The 16,998-nt window shown below is 55.3% G+C and carries 19 protein-coding genes; 6 read left to right on the top strand and 13 right to left on the bottom strand.

Annotated features, from left to right (window positions below):
• The 3 genes from JL015_RS11150 to JL015_RS11140 form a co-directional block, all read right to left on the bottom strand.
• The gene (locus JL015_RS11150; protein WP_236250199.1) at window positions 1-1,437 is read right to left on the bottom strand and encodes a lysine N(6)-hydroxylase/L-ornithine N(5)-oxygenase family protein; all 1,437 of its coding nucleotides are present in this window, start codon (window positions 1,435-1,437) and stop codon (window positions 1-3) included.
• 662 nt (window positions 1,438-2,099) lie between these two features.
• On the bottom strand, window positions 2,100-2,381 hold the full coding sequence (locus tag JL015_RS11145) for a DUF1652 domain-containing protein (RefSeq protein WP_201018517.1): 282 nt from the start codon (window positions 2,379-2,381) through the stop codon (window positions 2,100-2,102).
• A gap of 391 nt (window positions 2,382-2,772) precedes the next feature.
• Window positions 2,773-3,255, bottom strand: coding sequence for a GNAT family N-acetyltransferase (locus JL015_RS11140; protein WP_201018516.1), 483 nt, complete (start codon window positions 3,253-3,255; stop codon window positions 2,773-2,775).
• Between the two features lie 235 nt (window positions 3,256-3,490).
• Here JL015_RS11140 and JL015_RS11135 point away from each other — a divergent pair, with 235 nt between their 5' ends.
• The gene (locus JL015_RS11135; protein ID WP_201018515.1) at window positions 3,491-4,435 is read left to right on the top strand and encodes an alpha/beta hydrolase; all 945 of its coding nucleotides are present in this window, start codon (window positions 3,491-3,493) and stop codon (window positions 4,433-4,435) included.
• 42 nt (window positions 4,436-4,477) lie between these two features.
• Here JL015_RS11135 and JL015_RS11130 read toward each other — a convergent pair whose 3' ends face one another.
• From JL015_RS11130 to JL015_RS11120, 3 genes are all read right to left on the bottom strand, one after another.
• The gene (locus JL015_RS11130) at window positions 4,478-5,056 is read right to left on the bottom strand and encodes a hypothetical protein (protein ID WP_236250198.1); all 579 of its coding nucleotides are present in this window, start codon (window positions 5,054-5,056) and stop codon (window positions 4,478-4,480) included.
• A gap of 10 nt (window positions 5,057-5,066) precedes the next feature.
• Complete coding sequence (locus JL015_RS11125) at window positions 5,067-5,675, bottom strand: hypothetical protein (protein WP_201018514.1); 609 nt, start codon at window positions 5,673-5,675, stop codon at window positions 5,067-5,069.
• A 252-nt stretch (window positions 5,676-5,927) separates the two neighbouring features.
• Window positions 5,928-6,455 carry a DUF3237 domain-containing protein gene (locus JL015_RS11120; RefSeq protein WP_201018513.1) on the bottom strand — a complete coding sequence of 176 codons (528 nt, stop codon included), beginning with the start codon at window positions 6,453-6,455 and terminating at the stop codon, window positions 5,928-5,930.
• Window positions 6,456-6,749: 294 nt separating this feature from the next.
• Here JL015_RS11120 and JL015_RS11115 point away from each other — a divergent pair, with 294 nt between their 5' ends.
• Window positions 6,750-7,178 (top strand): nuclear transport factor 2 family protein, encoded by a 429-nt coding sequence (locus JL015_RS11115; RefSeq protein ID WP_201018512.1) that lies wholly within the window; start codon window positions 6,750-6,752, stop codon window positions 7,176-7,178.
• Between the two features lie 25 nt (window positions 7,179-7,203).
• On the opposite strand, the gene JL015_RS11110 is transcribed toward JL015_RS11115, so the two are convergent.
• Complete coding sequence (locus JL015_RS11110) at window positions 7,204-8,055, bottom strand: CAP domain-containing protein (protein WP_201018511.1); 852 nt, start codon at window positions 8,053-8,055, stop codon at window positions 7,204-7,206.
• Window positions 8,056-8,150: 95 nt separating this feature from the next.
• A complete protein-coding gene (locus tag JL015_RS11105; RefSeq protein ID WP_201018510.1) occupies window positions 8,151-8,531 on the bottom strand; it encodes a winged helix-turn-helix transcriptional regulator in 381 nt (126 codons plus the stop codon).
• Window positions 8,532-8,626: 95 nt separating this feature from the next.
• On the opposite strand from JL015_RS11105, the gene JL015_RS11100 reads away from it, so the two are divergent.
• Window positions 8,627-9,031: a DoxX family protein gene (locus JL015_RS11100; RefSeq protein ID WP_201018509.1), complete on the top strand. Its 405-nt coding sequence runs from the start codon at window positions 8,627-8,629 to the stop codon at window positions 9,029-9,031.
• Window positions 9,032-9,062: 31 nt separating this feature from the next.
• Here the strand turns inward: JL015_RS11100 and JL015_RS11095 are convergent, their stop codons facing one another.
• The 3 genes from JL015_RS11095 to JL015_RS11085 form a co-directional block, all read right to left on the bottom strand.
• A complete protein-coding gene (locus JL015_RS11095; protein ID WP_201018508.1) occupies window positions 9,063-9,878 on the bottom strand; it encodes an oxidoreductase in 816 nt (271 codons plus the stop codon).
• An 18-nt stretch (window positions 9,879-9,896) separates the two neighbouring features.
• A complete protein-coding gene (locus JL015_RS11090) occupies window positions 9,897-10,685 on the bottom strand; it encodes an SDR family NAD(P)-dependent oxidoreductase (protein ID WP_201018507.1) in 789 nt (262 codons plus the stop codon).
• Window positions 10,686-10,760: 75 nt separating this feature from the next.
• Entirely contained in the window at window positions 10,761-11,855 is a 1,095-nt protein-coding gene (locus JL015_RS11085) for an alkene reductase (protein ID WP_201018600.1), read from the bottom strand.
• A 181-nt stretch (window positions 11,856-12,036) separates the two neighbouring features.
• Here JL015_RS11085 and JL015_RS11080 point away from each other — a divergent pair, with 181 nt between their 5' ends.
• Window positions 12,037-12,594, top strand: coding sequence for a TetR/AcrR family transcriptional regulator (locus JL015_RS11080; protein ID WP_201018506.1), 558 nt, complete (start codon window positions 12,037-12,039; stop codon window positions 12,592-12,594).
• Between the two features lie 10 nt (window positions 12,595-12,604).
• On the opposite strand, the gene JL015_RS11075 is transcribed toward JL015_RS11080, so the two are convergent.
• Window positions 12,605-13,330: a GNAT family N-acetyltransferase gene (locus JL015_RS11075; RefSeq protein WP_201018505.1), complete on the bottom strand. Its 726-nt coding sequence runs from the start codon at window positions 13,328-13,330 to the stop codon at window positions 12,605-12,607.
• Between the two features lie 446 nt (window positions 13,331-13,776).
• On the opposite strand from JL015_RS11075, the gene katB reads away from it, so the two are divergent.
• On the top strand, window positions 13,777-15,282 hold the full coding sequence (katB, locus tag JL015_RS11070; RefSeq protein WP_201018504.1) for a catalase KatB: 1,506 nt from the start codon (window positions 13,777-13,779) through the stop codon (window positions 15,280-15,282).
• 51 nt (window positions 15,283-15,333) lie between these two features.
• Complete coding sequence (locus tag JL015_RS11065) at window positions 15,334-15,867, top strand: ankyrin repeat domain-containing protein (protein WP_201002869.1); 534 nt, start codon at window positions 15,334-15,336, stop codon at window positions 15,865-15,867.
• A 161-nt stretch (window positions 15,868-16,028) separates the two neighbouring features.
• Here the strand turns inward: JL015_RS11065 and JL015_RS28080 are convergent, their stop codons facing one another.
• Window positions 16,029-16,643 (bottom strand): methyl-accepting chemotaxis protein, encoded by a 615-nt coding sequence (locus JL015_RS28080; protein ID WP_374063414.1) that lies wholly within the window; start codon window positions 16,641-16,643, stop codon window positions 16,029-16,031.
• Window positions 16,644-16,998 lie beyond the last annotated feature (355 nt).

Genomic DNA, 16,998 nt, shown 5'->3' with positions numbered 1-16,998 from the left:
TCAGCCTTGAAAGTTCAGAACAAGCGACGTCTGGGGCGCCCATACAGGAGCACGCTCTTCCAGGGGCTGCATCTGGCTGTGACGTGAAGGTTCGAGCGGTAGGACCTTGTCCTGCAACCTTGCCAGAACGGCATCGATCACTGCCCGGCTGGCATCATGATGAAACTGCCAGACGCCATATATCCGCCCATCGAATGAGGGCTCGCTGCCCAGTTGAGGGTCGGCCTTGAGCCCGGCTCCGATTCCAAACAGATGCAGGCCATGCAAACGGCGACCGAACTGATCCTGCGGGCAACCCGAAGCATCGGAGTCCAGGCCTCCCTTGGTTTCACAAAGACGCACCGGGCGACCATCGGGGTAAGTCAGGGACGGCAAGCGAGGCTGATAACCCGTGCATTGCACCACGACACTGGACTCGGCCAAGGCCTGCCCTGCCTTTTCATAATCTGCGGGCTGGCCACCGCTGGTCTGCAGTAACTGCACACGCACGCCTGTCTTGCCGATCCGACCGCTCTTGAGCGCTTCGCAACCGATATCCAGCGCCCTGTAGCGCAAGCCACCGGAACGGTTGATACGCCCCGATATCGGACAGATGTCGGATTGAGGGTCAAACTCATAACCGGCCGCCACAGCCTGCTCGACACTTTCATAGAACAGGCGGATTCGCGTGCGGTGGACCAGCGTCACTTCCTGCAAACCTGCAAACTCCAGGGCATCGGCCAGATTTTCCAGAACCGAAAATGCACTGTGAGAGCCTCCGACCACGGTTATTCGTCTTCCACTGGCCAGAGCAGGCGCAAAGACTTCACGCAGTTGTACGGCATTCATGCGCAGCAGCATGTCGGAGCTCTGGATATTCATCGAAGCAGGCACTGCCAGGCCTTGATCTGCCAGACCACGGATCAGATGCTGAGGGTCCTGGCGCCCTCCCAGATTGAGTACCAGCGTCCGGCAATGGATCAGACGCATGCAGCCTTCGGTTTCAACCTTCAGGCAGAACGTGTCATCGTCGCAGATCACCTCGGTAATGGTCGTACAGCGCCAGATCTTCACGCCATGGTGATGGACGATATAGTTCAGCAACAGCCTGGACGCCTCGGCCATCAACTGCCCGACATCAGACAATTGCGGAGCGCTCTGGGCCTGACCTCTGATACGCCAGTAAGCAGGTGAAGACTCCAGCGGCTCGAACACCTCACTCAACGCCGGATCGCGCAAGCAATCAATAAACACATCTCCAACCGAGTTGGCCGTGATGCGGTACTGCCCCAACACCCCGGTTCCGGGATTGTCACTGGCATCAACCACTATCAAGCCGTTGCGTGCAATATCGGCCAACGTACCGCTTTTCAGCGCGTTGAATAAAAACCCCATACCCGCGAGCCCGGCGCCTCCTACAACACATCCACATGTTGTTTCCAAATGTTCTTCAAACATGATGAGGCTCCATCGTCATATAAATACGTTGGTGCGATCCAGAAGTTCTGGAAGTTATGCGCAAGGCAAGGCGCCCAAGAACAAGGCTCTTGAGCAGAGAAACTTCCCGTTATCTTTATTTTATGAGAGGTGCACCAGGCCTTGATGCACATGGGCTTTTGCAAAAGCCTCTTGATACGGCATAAACATTTTCATATTCAACAAGACTGAACATAAAGCTACCGCCAGCCCGTTAATTAAACAGACGCGGACGACACCTGCATGAAACCCGATATATCCAGCCAGCGCCGGACAGAAGAGAAAGGACTGAATGAATACTTGCAAAGAACACGCAAAGTGTCAAATAACCTTCAAACAACCTGAACAAAATCTGCTCACCGCCGCAACCACATGATCCTTATGAAAATAATAACTCTACTGCTCTAAAACTAGCTTATCCCGCCCACTTTCAAAGCATTCGATGACTTTTTATTTTTACATCGCCCAGGGAAAAACCCGCAAAAGGCCAGCGCCAGCAAATTGACAAACCTGTTCGCAAGCACCCCAGAAATCGTGACTGACTCAAAACCGATACACACGCAAACGCCCCGGCCATGAATGACCGGGGCGTTATGGAGTCAGGCGTTATGGGTACAGGTTATGCGAATAGAATCTGACGTGCGTCAGGCCGTGTGATAGTGAGGTTGAAGCTGGCCGTGATGAGCCCGCTCATCGCGCAACTCCGCTACCAGATCGGAAATGTCCCGGCTGGTCTTGAGCCTGTCCAGGGAGATTCCAGTGACTGAAAGCTCTACACGACCCGTGGATGGATCGGCTATCTGCACGGACATGGTTGTTCTTTCAGGCGTAAGGCCCGGCACGACAGTACAGGTACAACTCAATGGTAAAAAAGCAACTTCTATTATATTTCGCAATTCCAGTGTAGACAGTCCAGAAGCGATCATTTGCCATCTCCTTTTTATCAAACGCTGCAGGGATCAGCAGTTTGCCAATGCTTTTTTAGTTTCCCGCCCAAGCAAGACATTCCATTGCCCGCCAACTAATTACCATCAATAACTGCATATAAACCTGTTTATACGCTCATCCTTCACATCAGGCAAACTTCTTGCCCGGCTATTAATATAGCACTTCTTCAGAATTATTTATGATAACGACCAGAAAAAACGTTTCATCAGGGACTATCAGCCCTTTTGTCCGATACTTTGGCCAAAAAGCATTGCACGTGCTCACTCAGAAGGCAGACAAACGGTCCATGAAGCGACGAAAAACAGCGGCACTTTCAGGCCCTGCGCTCCGTTAAAAGAGCCTGAAAATACCGCACACAACGACACATTATTATTCCGGTGAACGAGGCAGACGCAGATGTATCAAGGCCACACGGGCACCGTGTTTGTCCCGCCGCTCTTCAATGGCAAACGGCCGAAACCCCATGCGGGGATAAAACAACAGGCCTGGAACATTGTGATTGAAGCAAGAAGCGGTCAATTCGGTGGCTTCATGCTTGTCGAACGCGATATTCATCATGCAACTGATCATGTAACGCCCCACGCCCTTGGAGCGGGCCTTGGGTGCAATGATCACATTGCCCAGCGAGCAGCGACCACGGAAATCAGAACGGGAAAAATTGGCAAATCCGACCACTTCGCCATTCATTTCAATCACGGTCGAGTCGAAACGAGTCTCCATGGCCTCCTTGAGTTGAGGCGGTGTCAGTGGATAGACCGCTCTGGGGAACATGTAAAACAGCTCGTCGGCATTCTGAGGCAGCTCGCACACGATGGGGATGTCTTTCTCTTCCATTGGACGGTGATGGAACATTGAACAGTAACCTCTTGAAGGGTTTGAATAACAAGCGATAGGACTATATGCGACCCGACAGATTCCGCACTGCCGCACGACAGAATCACGACATGAAATATTGCCTGACGCTATCCCTGCGGATTCAGGGCCTGCCGCCGACGCAATATTCTGTAACCGATTTTCTACACACCGCCTTGCAACGCGGATACAGAAGCGGCATTTATTTCATTTTGTTTACCGGAACACCACCCTCATGCCGATATTCTCTCTTGCTCGCCTCAAGGCACGCCGATTTACCTGGGCATGCATGGCGGCCATCATTATTGGCTTGCCTGTGGGCTGTGCGGTGCTGGAACACAAGGAGCGAGAGCTGGTCTTTCGCATCGAACCCGGCAATGCCAGCTGGTACAGCGGCCTGCCCGCCGACGTGCAGGAGCTGGAACTCAACACGCCGGCATTCGGCACCTCGCAGAATATCCATGCCTGGTGGTGGCCTGCAACGCGCAAGGATGCTCCAGCGGTTCTGTACCTGCACGGCTCACGCTGGAACCTGACCGGCCAGTTGTTTCGTATCGAACAACTGCGGGCACTGGGCTTCTCGATTCTTGCCATCGACTACCGGGGCTTTGGTCAGAGCATGGGGCAACTGCCGTCTGAAACCACCGTTTATGAGGACGCCCGGATTGCCTGGGATCGTCTCAAGCAACTGCAACCAGACCCGCAACGCAGGCTGATCTACGGCCACTCCCTGGGGGGTGCCGTGGCGGTGGACCTGGCTGCCGAACTGGGGCGCGAAGCCAAGAAAGAAGACACGCCGGCACAGGCTCGCGGCCTGATCATCGAATCCACCTTCACCAACCTGGCCGATGTCGCCACGGCCATTGCCAATACATCGCTACCCGTGCGCTGGCTGCTTTCACAGAAATTCGACTCACTGGACAAGATCGCGGACATTCACATGCCGGTGCTGATCGTACATGGCACCGACGACCGCTATGTACCGGCACGCTTCAGCGAGGAATTGTTCGAGGCCGCACAGGAGCCCAAGAATCTGTTGCTGGTGCCGGGCGGTACTCACAACAACAGCATGCGTCTGGGCAGGCAGGCTTATAGCCAGGCGATTCAAGCCTTGTTGAAGGCTACGGCGTCACCGGAACATGCAAAGAAAGAGGAGAACAGGCAGAAACAGGCGGGATGACTGCTACCGTGCCGAAAATATTTCGGCACGGCATCGATCAGGTCAGATCAGGCCCTTGTTGGCGGCCTCTTCAAGCGTACTGCGTGCCAGTTGCTTGATCAGCACGTCCGAGGACTCGTTGAAGGGAACAGCAAAAACCAGGAACAACTGCATCCAGGTTGTCAGTTTCTCTTGTTTACGCACCTGGCCCAGCTTCTTGCCGTCCTTGTCACGGAAGGTCAACTCAAGCGACAAGGTGTTATCAAACGTGTTGGGGATCAGGAAAAAGGTAAACCCTGTCAGAAAAGCGCCAGCCAGATTGCCTTCTTCATGATTACGCAGTGTCGCAGTGACATACACGTCGGATGATTGCTGCTCGGTGGTAACCCTGGCAAAACGCTGACTGTCCTGAAACTCCTGAACCAACTGCTTTTCCAGACCTGCGATATTGGTATTAGTGTTCATCGCATTGTCGTTATGAGCATACTCGGCGAGCACTTTGAGGTAGACGACAGGTTTATCCTGCTTGGTCTGAGCAAGCGGCCACTGCCCGACAGGCGTCAACTCATGATGGGAGTACGTCATGCAGCCTTGCAGGCTGAGGGAAAAAACAACGACAAGCAACGCAAAAAACTTGTTCACGGAAATAGCCTTATTCTTTGGGAAGTTGTTGAGTGGCGTCTTTGAGCAGGACATTAACCAGCTCGGTCAACTGATGAGAACCCAGGGTCATGTTGTAATAGTCGTTGTCCCACAAACCCGTGTTCTGGTCGCGCTTGAGCACCTGCCGTGACAGGGCCAGTTGCTTGCCTGTGCGATCGGTGATGCTCAGCTCACCCGAAAGATCATATGCATCGACATAAATCGGGCCATTGACCCAGATCCAGACCGTCAATGTCAGCAAGGCGCCAGGAAAATAGCCAGGGTGCGGCGTACGCTTGCCCTTGAGAGACGTGAAGTTGAACGTCAGATCGACATCCTTCTCACCCAGCTTGGCCGGGAACACGATCATTTTCTGGAAGAACTCGCCTCGCTCAATGTACGTATTGATCTGGCTGGTCAACTGAACGCCGATATTACGACGCACATCGGCCTTGATGCTCTCATCCGAAACCTGCACGTCCTTGACCGAGGCCTCTATAGGCAAGGTGTGTTCCGCAATTTCGATAGGAGGGGCAATCGGGCCTGCAGGCGTGAAGGAAACACACCCGGTCAACATCAGCCCCATGAAGCCGATCGCGGCGTACTGCAACTTATTCATTTAACGCACATCCTTGAGATGTCACCGCAAAGCGCCATCTGACCTGTAGAGAGTGAGGGCATACCACAGGCTATCGCCCGTCCGTGGCACGCAAACGATGGCCGAATGCCATCGAGGGCGGCGATTGTAACCACTCTGTATCAGGCGTGCTAATTAATTGATGTGGCGAGGGAGGAAAAGGCTTGGAGGCGCAGGGAAGAGGTTTTACCGGGCAATGCTCACGCTCCCACCCTGGAGCGAAAGTTATGAGTTTCAGTACTTGATACGATAAATATTCAACAGGGTTTCATTGGCATATATATATTCAATCTTGCCGATAAAGGCGCTGCGCTCCAGCCAGTCATTAGGGCCCATCGCGACCTGAAAACGTGGAGTGCAGGTGCATTCATAATGACCTGCCGTCACCGGCCATACGCCGTCCTGAATTTCCTGCTGAGCCGTTTCATCCAGGATAAGCACGCCCTTGTTGATGACGTTGATCAGTTCGCCCAGGTCAGTGCGCAAGGTAAAGCGTGCATTCAAGTGCGCAACATCACCTGAGTTCTCGATAAAGAAATCGGAACCACCTGGCAGTACTACGCCCTGAAATTGCGGGCCATGGAACTCCCCGCCGACAATCGAGGTATTACTGCGAAGACCGTCGCTGCATATACCCAGAAACGCCGGAGCATCGGTACGTAATGTGATAGTGAGAACGTTTTCCAACAAAGGGGTCTTTGTTGTGGTACTTACAGCACGTTCGGTTCTCTTGCGAGAGTCGGTAAAATCAATGACATTCATATCAAGCCCTCTCGCTCGATCCATGTGCGAACATCTGCGCACATTGGCATTACATTTTTATAGTAATAGCACTATTCAAAGTGCATCAAGTTTCGGCTCATCCCAGTTTGGTTGTCAAGATAATTGTACCCGCCAGTTCACTTAATATGATGGGGGTCACATTAACGACCAGAGCAACAAATCCTTGCCATCCCGACAAAATCGGCTAAGTTGTACGATGACAGATGAATGCTAGGAACTCACTATCCAGACCGTCTGTCCGTCTTAATCTAACTACAAAAAAAGGACCTGTTCATGAAAAAGCTCAAACTGCTTGTGGGTTTTCTGTGTCTCTTCACCGGGTTTGTATACGCCGCCTCTTCCGATGAGAACGATGTTGCCGCTGCCGTGGACAAGCTGACCCAGGCCATGCTGCACAAGGATATCGGGCAACTGAAAAAGCTGACCGCAGACAATCTTACCTACGGCCACTCCAGCGGTAACATTCAGGACAAGCAGGCATTCATTGCTGATATCGAAACCGGGAAAAGTGCTTTCAACGAGTTGAAAATGCTCAACCAGAAAATCACCCTTTCCGGCGATGTCGCCCTGGTGCGCAATCACTTTTCGGCCCAGGCAGTGAACAGCGGCAAGGTAGTGCCGACCGAGATCGAAAACTTTCAGATCTGGCAGAAACAGAACGGCCAATGGCTATTGATTGGCAGACAAGCGTTCCGTTTCTGATTCAGGCAATGCGGACGGCCAGTTCTCACTGCGAACCGAACATGGCCGTCCAGTAGATTCCTGCATCGCTCTTGGGGTCGATCGCATAGGCTGCGCCCAACTCGCGAAAGCCCGGATTCATCAGATTGGCGCAGTGGCCGGGGCTGGCTAGCCAGCCATCGACCACCTTGCGCACCGAGTCCTGGCCAGCGGCGATGTTCTCACCGATCTGCTGGGCGATGTAACCGGCCAACTCGGCCCGATCCCCCGGCGTACTGCCATCGCGCCCTTTGTGATCGAAGAAGCTGTTATTGGCCATGGACCGGGTATGCCCTTCAGCCGCCGTTGCCAGCGTGGCATTCCAGGCCAGCGGGGTCGTGGCATTAAAGGCCTGAGTACCGCACTGACGTGGCTGCGTGCGTGCTGTGTTGATCAGCTCAAGCAGCTTTTGCCCTTCAGCCTGCCACTCTCCCAGCCGCGCAGCCAGCAGAGAGCGCGCCAGTACAATGCGCCATTCGCGCCCTTCCCGGCTCACACCGATGTCGACGAATTGCGGGTCCAGCACTACCTGGCAAAAACTTTCCTGCACCGCTTTCATGGCCGATTGCGCATCCCGCGGCCCCGACAGGCTGATAGCCTGCACAGTAACCATCGGATAGGAAGCACGTGCCAGCGATTGCTGCAAATCACCTGACCCGGTAGCCGGCAACACCAGACGTGAATCACTGACCAGCGGCGGCAGCTCCATGGAAACCTGCCCGGCACAGCGTTGAACCTGGCTGCGATAGAGATTGATGGACTCTGCCAGTTGCGTTTCTTCGGTTGCCAGCGCAGCAACGGAAAACACCATTCCCAATGACAGCACAGCAAGACGCAAAGCGGATGACATGACGCGCATGAAGGAGCCTACCTTTAGACCGGACCCGCACATGATGCGTGATTTACGTGGCAAATTGCACTCTGCGGGTGGGGTCTGAATCATCCTGAATAACGTTAACTGTTTTTTGCCTTGCGACCGCGTGTACCCGGTTTTGCCGGCACGCTATTCCCGTACTCGTTCCACCAGACCATAAGCGCTTCCATGGTTGGCCCAAGCCCGCGCGCCTTGGTCGTGATTTCATATTCGACACGAGGCGGCACTTGCGCAAACACGGTGCGCGACACCAGGCCATCGTTTTCAAGCTCGCGAAGTTGCGCCGTCAGCATGTGCTGGGTAATGCCTGGAATTGCCTTGCGCAGTTCTCCGAAGCGATAGATCCTCTGGTTGAGCAACCACATTATTTCCAGCTTCCATTTGCCCGACAGCAACGAGAATGCCCGGCGCATTTCCTCGTGCATATTGATCTTTTCGTCGTCGTTAGTCTGGTTTTCCATACTAAGTATCACTTTTTCATCCTACTTGCGGCTTTTCATATTAGACGACACTCTCGCCGCGAGTCGATGCATTACAACCCGTACAGGACACTTCCATGATTGAAAACTACGCCTACTGGATCAGCACACTGTTGCTGTCTGCGCTCTATCTGGTTTCCGCAGCCATGTACATTCGCAAAAGTGAATGGGTGCGTGAAACGCTGGGGGAACTGGGTTATCCCGGATATCTCGTGCCTCTGCTTATTGTCACGAAAATTCTGGCAGTGGTCGTCATTGTCTCGCGCTTCAACGTAGGGCTTAGCGACCTCGCCTACGCCGGCGTCTTCTATCACCTGCTACTTTCCGCACTGGCCTATATCGGTGTGCGCAAGCCCGGTGGAGCATTGCCAGCAGTGGTGTGTCTGGTACTGCTGACAACCTCTTTCTACACCCAGAATGCCGCCCGTGAAGTGCCATCACCCTATGGTCAGGTCATGGCTTTCTCACAGGAAAGTCAGTAGTCCAGACGGCGTGCCTGACGACAAAGGAAGCTCAGGTATCAAGTTGCAGGTTCTTGCGAATACCCGCATCCAGCACGCTCGCCGGTGCGAATCGACGCAAGAACTGCAACTGCCTTGCAGCCTTGCCCGCGGTGTAACGAAGCTTCGGCCGCTCGGCACTCGCCGCCTGCAACACGACGTCGGCGACGATGGAGGGTTCGTCGGCGTTCGCCATGGCTTGTTTGACCACTTTCGTAACATGCGCACGAATCGACTCATACTCGTTGAGCTTTGCATCCGGCTCAATGTTATTAGCCTCGAACTGCGTCCTGGTATAGGCAGGCTCGATGACCGAGACTCGAACCCCACGGGTACGCAATTCATGATCCAGCGCTTGCGAGTAACCCGCCACTGCATGCTTGCTGGCGCAGTAAAGCGCGACATAAGGCACCGAAACAGCGCCGAGAATCGAGCCGATATTGATGATCCGTCCGCTACCACGCTCAAGCATGTGCGGCACAATTGCACGGGTCATGCGCACGATACCCAGAAAGTTCGTATCGAAGAGAGCCTTGGCCTGTTCGATAGAACTTTCTTGCGCGGCCCCCGGAGCAATCCCGAAGCCCGCGTTATTGACCAACAGATCAATGCGCCCTTCCCGCTTGAGCAACTCGTTGACCGCAGCATCGACGGATTCGTCGTCAGTGACGTCAAGAGCCAGTAATGGAAAACGCCGCTGACCGGCGAGATCACCACGTCGACTCGTGCCATAGACCGTGTAACCCGCCGCCAGGAGTTTATGGGCCGTGGCTTCGCCTATGCCTGAAGAAGCGCCCGTAACGAGCGCAACTGGTTTATTGGTTTTCATGAAGACCTCTTCAGCGGGTTACGAAGCGGTTTGATAGCGCTCGGCAGCATGCGCCTGCCTGATATCCGACAGCAGGCCTTGTCGAGCAGCATCCAGCGCATCCCAACGAGCGGCGTCGTGCAATGGAGGAATGGTGACAAGCTCACGCTTATCAAAACCGACAAGAGCGGCATCAACCAGCTCGCCCACGTCCATCACTTCGGACAGCGTATTGATGTCGATACCGGCACGCTCCCAGATCTCGGTGCGGGTTTCAGCCGGAAGAACGGCCTGTATGTAAATGCCTTTGGGGCCGAGTTCCAGATTCAGGCCTTGGGAAAGGAACAACACGAAAGCTTTGGTCGCACCATAAACCGACATGCCGAACTCCGGGGCCAGGCCAACCACCGAACCGATATTGACGATGGAGCCTTCTCCAGCCTGAACAAGACGCGGGGCGATGGCATTGGCGAGCCGGACCAAGGCCACCGTATTCAATCCGACCATCCGGGTGACATCTTCGGAGGTCTGGTCGAGGAAGCCACCAGACTGGGCTATCCCGGCATTGTTGATGAGAATTCCGATTTGCGCGTCATCGCGCAGGCGCGTCTCCACGCTAACCAAATCGTCGGCACGAGTGAGATCGGCCTGCAGAACGTCGACGGCGACCTCGTGCTCTTTGCGCAGCCGCGCAGCGAGAGTTTCCAGTCGCCCCTTGTCGCGGGCAACCAGTACGAGATTGTGGCCACGACTCGCAAAACGCTCGGCGTAGGTAGCTCCAATGCCAGAAGAAGCACCGGTGATGAGGACTGTCGAAAGGCTGGTCATGAAATGGCTCTCTTGATTAGGTGAACGCATGTCGGGATAGGTGCGAAGCCACATCAATCCGTGGCTCTGCGGGTTTTACTGCGCTTGAGAATCTGCGAAGGTCGGATAGTCGATATATCCCGCTGCGCCGCCGCCATAAATCGTGGTCGGATCGAGCGCTGCCAGAGGCGCGCCGCTGCTCAATCGCTCAACCAGATCCGGGTTGGCAATAAACGGACGCCCGAAAGCAAACAGGTCGGCCTTGTCCTGGTTCAGCCGGGAGGTAGCGAGGTCCAGGTCATAGCCGTTATTGGCGATGTAGGTGTTCTTGAAGCGTCGGCGCAGGGAGTCGAAATCGAACGGCGCAACGTCACGCGGCCCGCCGGTCGCACCCTCGACAACATGCAGGTAGGCAATGCCCAGGGCGTCGAGCTGATCGACGATGTAATCGAACTGGGCCTGCGGATCACTGCTTGAAACCCCATTGGCTGGCGAAACCGGCGAAATACGAATGCCTGTACGCTCAGCGCCGATCTCCTCGACCACAGCCGCTGTCACTTCCAGCAGCAGACGCGCACGATTCTCGATGGAGCCGCCGTAGGCATCGGTGCGTACGTTGGCGCTGTCCTTGATGAACTGATCCAGCAGATAGCCATTGGCACCGTGAATCTCGACGCCATCGAAACCTGCGGCGATGGCGTTTGCCGCGGCCTGACGGAAATCCTTGACGATGCCTGGCAGTTCATTGAGCTCCAGCGCCCGAGGCTCGGAAACATCCACAAAGCTGTTGTTGACGAACGTCTTGGTCTCGGCGCGGATCGCAGAGGGAGCAACCGGAGCAGCGCCATTCTTCTGCAGGTCGACATGCGAAACACGTCCGACGTGCCACATCTGCAGGAAGATTCGCCCGCCTTGCGCATGGACAGCATCGGTAACCTTGAGCCAGCCGTCGATCTGCGCCTGCGTGTAAATGCCAGGCGTGTCCTGATAGCCCTGCCCCTGCTGCGAGATTTGCGTAGCTTCTGAAATCAGCAAACCCGCCGACGCCCGCTGGCTGTAGTAAGTCGCGGCGAACTCACTTGGCACGAAACCGGCACCCGCGCGATTGCGCGTCAACGGCGCTAGAACGATCCGGTTGGAGAGTGTCAGGGAGCCAAGGGTGTAAGGCTCGAACAAGGTTTTCTCGGTCATGTCGTCTTGCTTCCACATCAATTGAAGGTCGTTGCCAAAGGAGCACATCGCCATGCGTCGGCTCCCGAGGCAGGCTTGACGATTATGATGATGATCATAATCTTAGACGTCAACAGTTTTGATGATGAGCGACATCAATGTATAGTGACGACTTGAGCGTAAGCACAAAAGGCATGTCGATATGAGAGTCAGCAAAGCGCAGGCGCAGGCGAATCGAGCGCACATCGTCGATACGGCTTCAGAGCTGTTTCGTGAGCGGGGTTATGACGGCGTGGGCGTCGCCGACCTGATGGCGGCTGCCGGTTTTACCCATGGCGGGTTCTACAAGCACTTCGGCTCCAAAGCCGACCTGATGGCCGAAGCCGCTGCAAGCAGTTTTGCCAAGAGCCTGGCCAATAGCGAAAACCTCAGCGTCGCCGAGTTCATCAATCACTACCTGTCCCGCAAGCACCGCGATGGCCGGAACGTCGGTTGCACAATGGCCGCACTCTGCGGGGATGCTGCGCGTCAATCGCAGGAGGTCAAGGCGACGTTTGCAGAAGGGATCACAAAAATGCTTGAACAGATTGACTCTGCAAGCCCCGACACGGACGAGGCGGATCAACAGCGGGCAAGAATGATCAGCATGCTGGCCCATGCGGTCGGCGCAATTGTATTGTCACGCTCCTGCCCGGATGACTCGCCGCTGGCGGATGAGATCATCGAGGCTTGCAGAGCGCAGATACTCGGGCAGGACTAGGCGACTTCACTCAGCCCACTAACACCGGCCCGCGCCCGCCATTGCGCAAGGCGCCCTCGCCCAACCGCTCGATCACAAACGCCGTGGCGTGACGTGTCATCTCGTCCAGGTGCCGGTCACGCTTTTTCTCGGCGTCCACCATGGCTCTTTTCCCGTGCTGCTTGAGCAGGTACGCATGAATCTGCCGCACCTCCACTGAGCGATAGATCGGCGCGACATCCAGCACTGCCAACAGCCCCTCCGTGCCGTGATCGCGGGTGTTCATGATGACCTGTGGGCCGCGTGCGCCAATGACCTGAAAGCCCAGAGATTCAAAGCACGGCACCTTGCCGACGACGCAGGAAAGTTCGGTGTGAGGGTAACGGCCAAGCATTTTCTGCAGCATCCCGCGTGCGATACCACGGCGACGGTGGCTTTCCCGCACGGCCATATACGCCACGGCACAGGCTTCAGGATCATCCTTGACCGGCAGGTACAGAACGAAGCCGGTCACGATGGAGGGGTCCTGTTCATCCAGCGCCACGATCAGTTCGACCGGAATGCCTTTGGAGCCATTCATTGCATCCAGATAAAGATGAACCTCGTAGCCAATGCCATATTGATAGAGGTTGTAAAGCGGATTGCTCGGGGCAATGGCGACCATGCTGATGTCGGTGACGTAATCGACGACCATCTGCAGAATCTGGCTTTTGATGGCTTCTGGAGGCGTGGCTTCAAGCAGGGTGACAATGGACATCAAACGAGGGGCTCCGGGGCTTACTCATGACAATCTGGCCGCGCCATCATAACGCGCATTGGCCGCAAGCACGGAAGCAATAAAAATGACCGCCACAAAAGCAAGGCCCTCCCGAATTGAATCGCGCTGTTTTAAGGGAGATAACTCATTATTGCCAACAGAAACACGAAAACTCCCGACAAGGACACTTGCCCGACATTCTCTGAGCCATTAATTTAATATCACCCACATATGAAACCTTCAGAAACATATTAAAGCCAACATACAAATAACGATTCTCATCTACACTCACCCGTGTCCCCCATATGTACGTCACACACATTTATCTCAATCGCCCCGATAAATTTTTACGATTACAGATAAATATTCATCCGCCTAGGATAAGTGCGCTGAATACAAAAATATGAGGGATTCAAAAAATGCCGTTTTTAAACTGGTCTGGACAGATGCTGCGTTTAACTGCTGTCGGCTTAATGGTTATTCCGACCGCTTATGCAGCAGATACATTAACCCGCGACAATGGTGCGCCGGTGGGCGACAACCAGAACTCACAGACTGCCGGCCCTCAAGGGCCTACGCTGTTGCAGGATGTGCAGTTGCTGCAAAAGCTCCAGCGTTTTGATCGCGAGCGTATTCCTGAGCGCGTGGTTCACGCCCGTGGTACAGGGGTTCGCGGTGAATTTACCGCGTCGGCCGATATCAGCGATCTGAGCAAGGCAAAGGTGTTCAAGTCGGGTGAGGCGACTCCGGTTTTCGTGCGCTTCTCCTCCGTAGTGCATGGCAACCATTCACCTGAAACATTGCGCGACCCCCATGGCTTCGCCACCAAGTTTTATACCGCCGATGGTAACTGGGACCTGGTGGGTAATAACTTTCCGACCTTCTTTATTCGCGACGCCATCAAGTTTCCCGATATGGTTCATGCCTTCAAGCCTGACCCTAGAACCAATCTGGGTAATGACTCCCGCCGCTTCGACTTTTTTTCCCACGTCCCGGAAGCGACTCGCACTTTGACATTGCTGTACTCCAATGAAGGGACGCCAGCCGGTTATCGCTTCATGGACGGCAATGGCGTACACGCCTACAAACTGGTGAATGCCAAGGGCGAAGTCCATTACGTGAAGTTCCACTGGAAATCACTGCAAGGCATCAAGAACCTCGATCCGGCACAAGCGGCTCAAGTGCAGTCCAAGGACTTCAGCCACCTGACCAACGATCTGGTCAGCGCGATCAAAAAAGGCGACTTCCCGAAATGGGATCTCTACATTCAGGTGCTCAAACCTGCCGATCTCGCAAAATTCGAGTTCGACCCGCTCGACGCCACCAAGATCTGGCCTGACGTACCCGAGCGCAAGATCGGTCAGATGGTCCTGAACAAGAACGTCGATAACTTCTTCCAGGAGACCGAGCAGGTCGCCATGGCTCCGGCCAACTTGGTACCGGGTATCGAACCTTCCGAAGACCGCCTGCTGCAAGGCCGTGTGTTCTCCTATGCCGACACGCAGATGTATCGTCTGGGCGCCAATGGCCTGAGCCTGCCGGTCAACCAGCCGAAAGTCCCGGTCAACAACGGCAACCAGGATGGCGCAATGAACACTGGCCACACCACCAGTGGCGTCAACTACGAGCCAAGCCGTCTGAGCCCGCGTCCGTCCGATACTCAGGCACGCTACAGCCAGTCGCCAGTAAGCGGCACTACCCAGCAGGCGAAGATCACCCGCGAGCAGAACTTCAAGCAAGCAGGCGATCTGTATCGTTCCTACAACACCAAGGAAAAGAGCGATCTGGTCCAGAGCTTTGGCGAGTCGCTGGCTGACACCGACACCGAAAGCAAGAACATCGTGCTCTCGTTCCTCTACAAGGCTGATCCAGACTACGGCACTCGGGTAACCGAAGTGGCCAAGGGTGATCTGGCCAAGGTCAAGTCCCTGGCTGCGAACCTCAAAGACTGACAAGTCGATAGCCGGCCCCGCAAGGGGCTGGCTGTTTTCAGGAGAACGCCCATGCGAACCTTACTTTACGGGTTGGTGCTGTTTGCCGCAGTCGCTCAGGCAGAAACACCTTCGGACCAGACAACCAACCAGCTACGCACCCTGTTTTTCGACGCTTCCCGAGAGGGAAACAGCGAGATGATGGCAACCTTCATCGACGCTCACTACGACCTGAACATCCAGGACGAGAAAGGCTATACGGGGTTGATTCTGGCGGCCTATCACGGCCACGAACAACTCGTTACTCAATTGATCAATGCCGGTGCGGACCCCTGCGCCGAAGACAAACGAGGCAATACCGCCTTGATGGGCGCCATATTCAAAGGCGAACTGAGTATCGCCAAACGCCTGGTCGAAGCCCATTGCGCGCCCGACCAACGCAATAACGCCGGTCAGACAGCATCCATGTATGCCGCCCTGTTCCAGCGAACCGAAATTCTGCAAGCCCTGGCCGCCAAAGGCGCCGACCTGAGCCTTCGCGACAGTATGGGGAATGACGTGAACAACCTGTCCAGAGGCGAGTTTCAGGCACCGCCCGTGCAGTAGAACCAAACCTGTGGGAGGGGGCCGATATGTTCCAAGAGATTTATCGCCAGAAATACCACTGCGCGTAGGAGCGAATTCATTCGCGAGAGGCCCGTACATCCAAAGAAAATGTATTGCCTTCAACACTGCCTCGCGAATGTATTCGCTCCTGCCAAGCGGGCTTACGCCACCTTGAAAAACGCCACCTTCCCGGTCAACCGATCAGCCAGTTCCGCCAGTTCTTCGCTGGAGCTCGCCACTTCACGCGACCCGGCTGCCGACTCAAGGGTGGAGCTGTGGATACGGTTGATATTCTGTGCGACATCATCCGCCACGGCATTCTGCTGAATCGAGGCACTGGCGATCTGGGCGTTCATGTCGTTGATGGCCCCGACCTCTTCACGAATCCTGCTGAGTGCTGCCTGCGCATCCCGGGTCTGCTCGACGGTCGTGCGGGCCAGCTCACAGCTCTGCTGCATGATCTGAGTCGCACCGTGCGTGCCGCCCTGAAGCTTGCTGATCATCTCGCGAATTTCCTGGGTGGACTCCTGGGTGCGCGTCGCCAGCGAGCGCACTTCATCAGCCACCACCGCAAAGCCTCGGCCATACTCACCGGCCCGGGCAGCCTCGATGGCGGCATTGAGCGCCAGCAGGTTGGTTTGCGCCGCAATGGAGTTGATCACCTCGATCACGCTCTCGATGTTTTCGCTGTCTTTGGAAACCTGACCCACCGTCTGCGTGGCCTGCTCCAGAATGGTTGCCAGTTTCTGAATGGTCGTGGCGGCTTCGCCCACCATGCGGTGGCCACTTTCAACCTGACCATCTGCAACCTTGGTCGCCTCGGAAGCCTGAGAGGCATAGCCCGACACCTGACTGACCGAACCCGCCATCTGGTTGATGGCAGTAGCAATATGCTGGGCTTCATTGGTTTGCAGGCTGATCTGGCGATTATTGCTGGCCGAAGTGGACAGCAGACGCGCTGACGAATCGGTTACGTGGGCAGCCGCAGCCCGCACTTCATTGATGGTCTGGGCCAGGTTCCCCAAGGTGGTTTTCAGGGTACCCATGACGCTGTCGGGGTAAGCCGATTCAATCTTCTGATTCAAATCGCCACGGGCCAGACGACGAATGACCTCGGCAACCTCTGCCGGC

The sequence above is a fragment of the Pseudomonas cichorii genome (assembly GCF_015471405.1).
Classification (GTDB): Bacteria; Pseudomonadota; Gammaproteobacteria; order Pseudomonadales; family Pseudomonadaceae; genus Aquipseudomonas; species Aquipseudomonas serbiensis.
The sequence above is the reverse complement of the archived record's forward strand: the minus strand, read 5'-3'. Positions and strand labels throughout refer to the sequence as shown.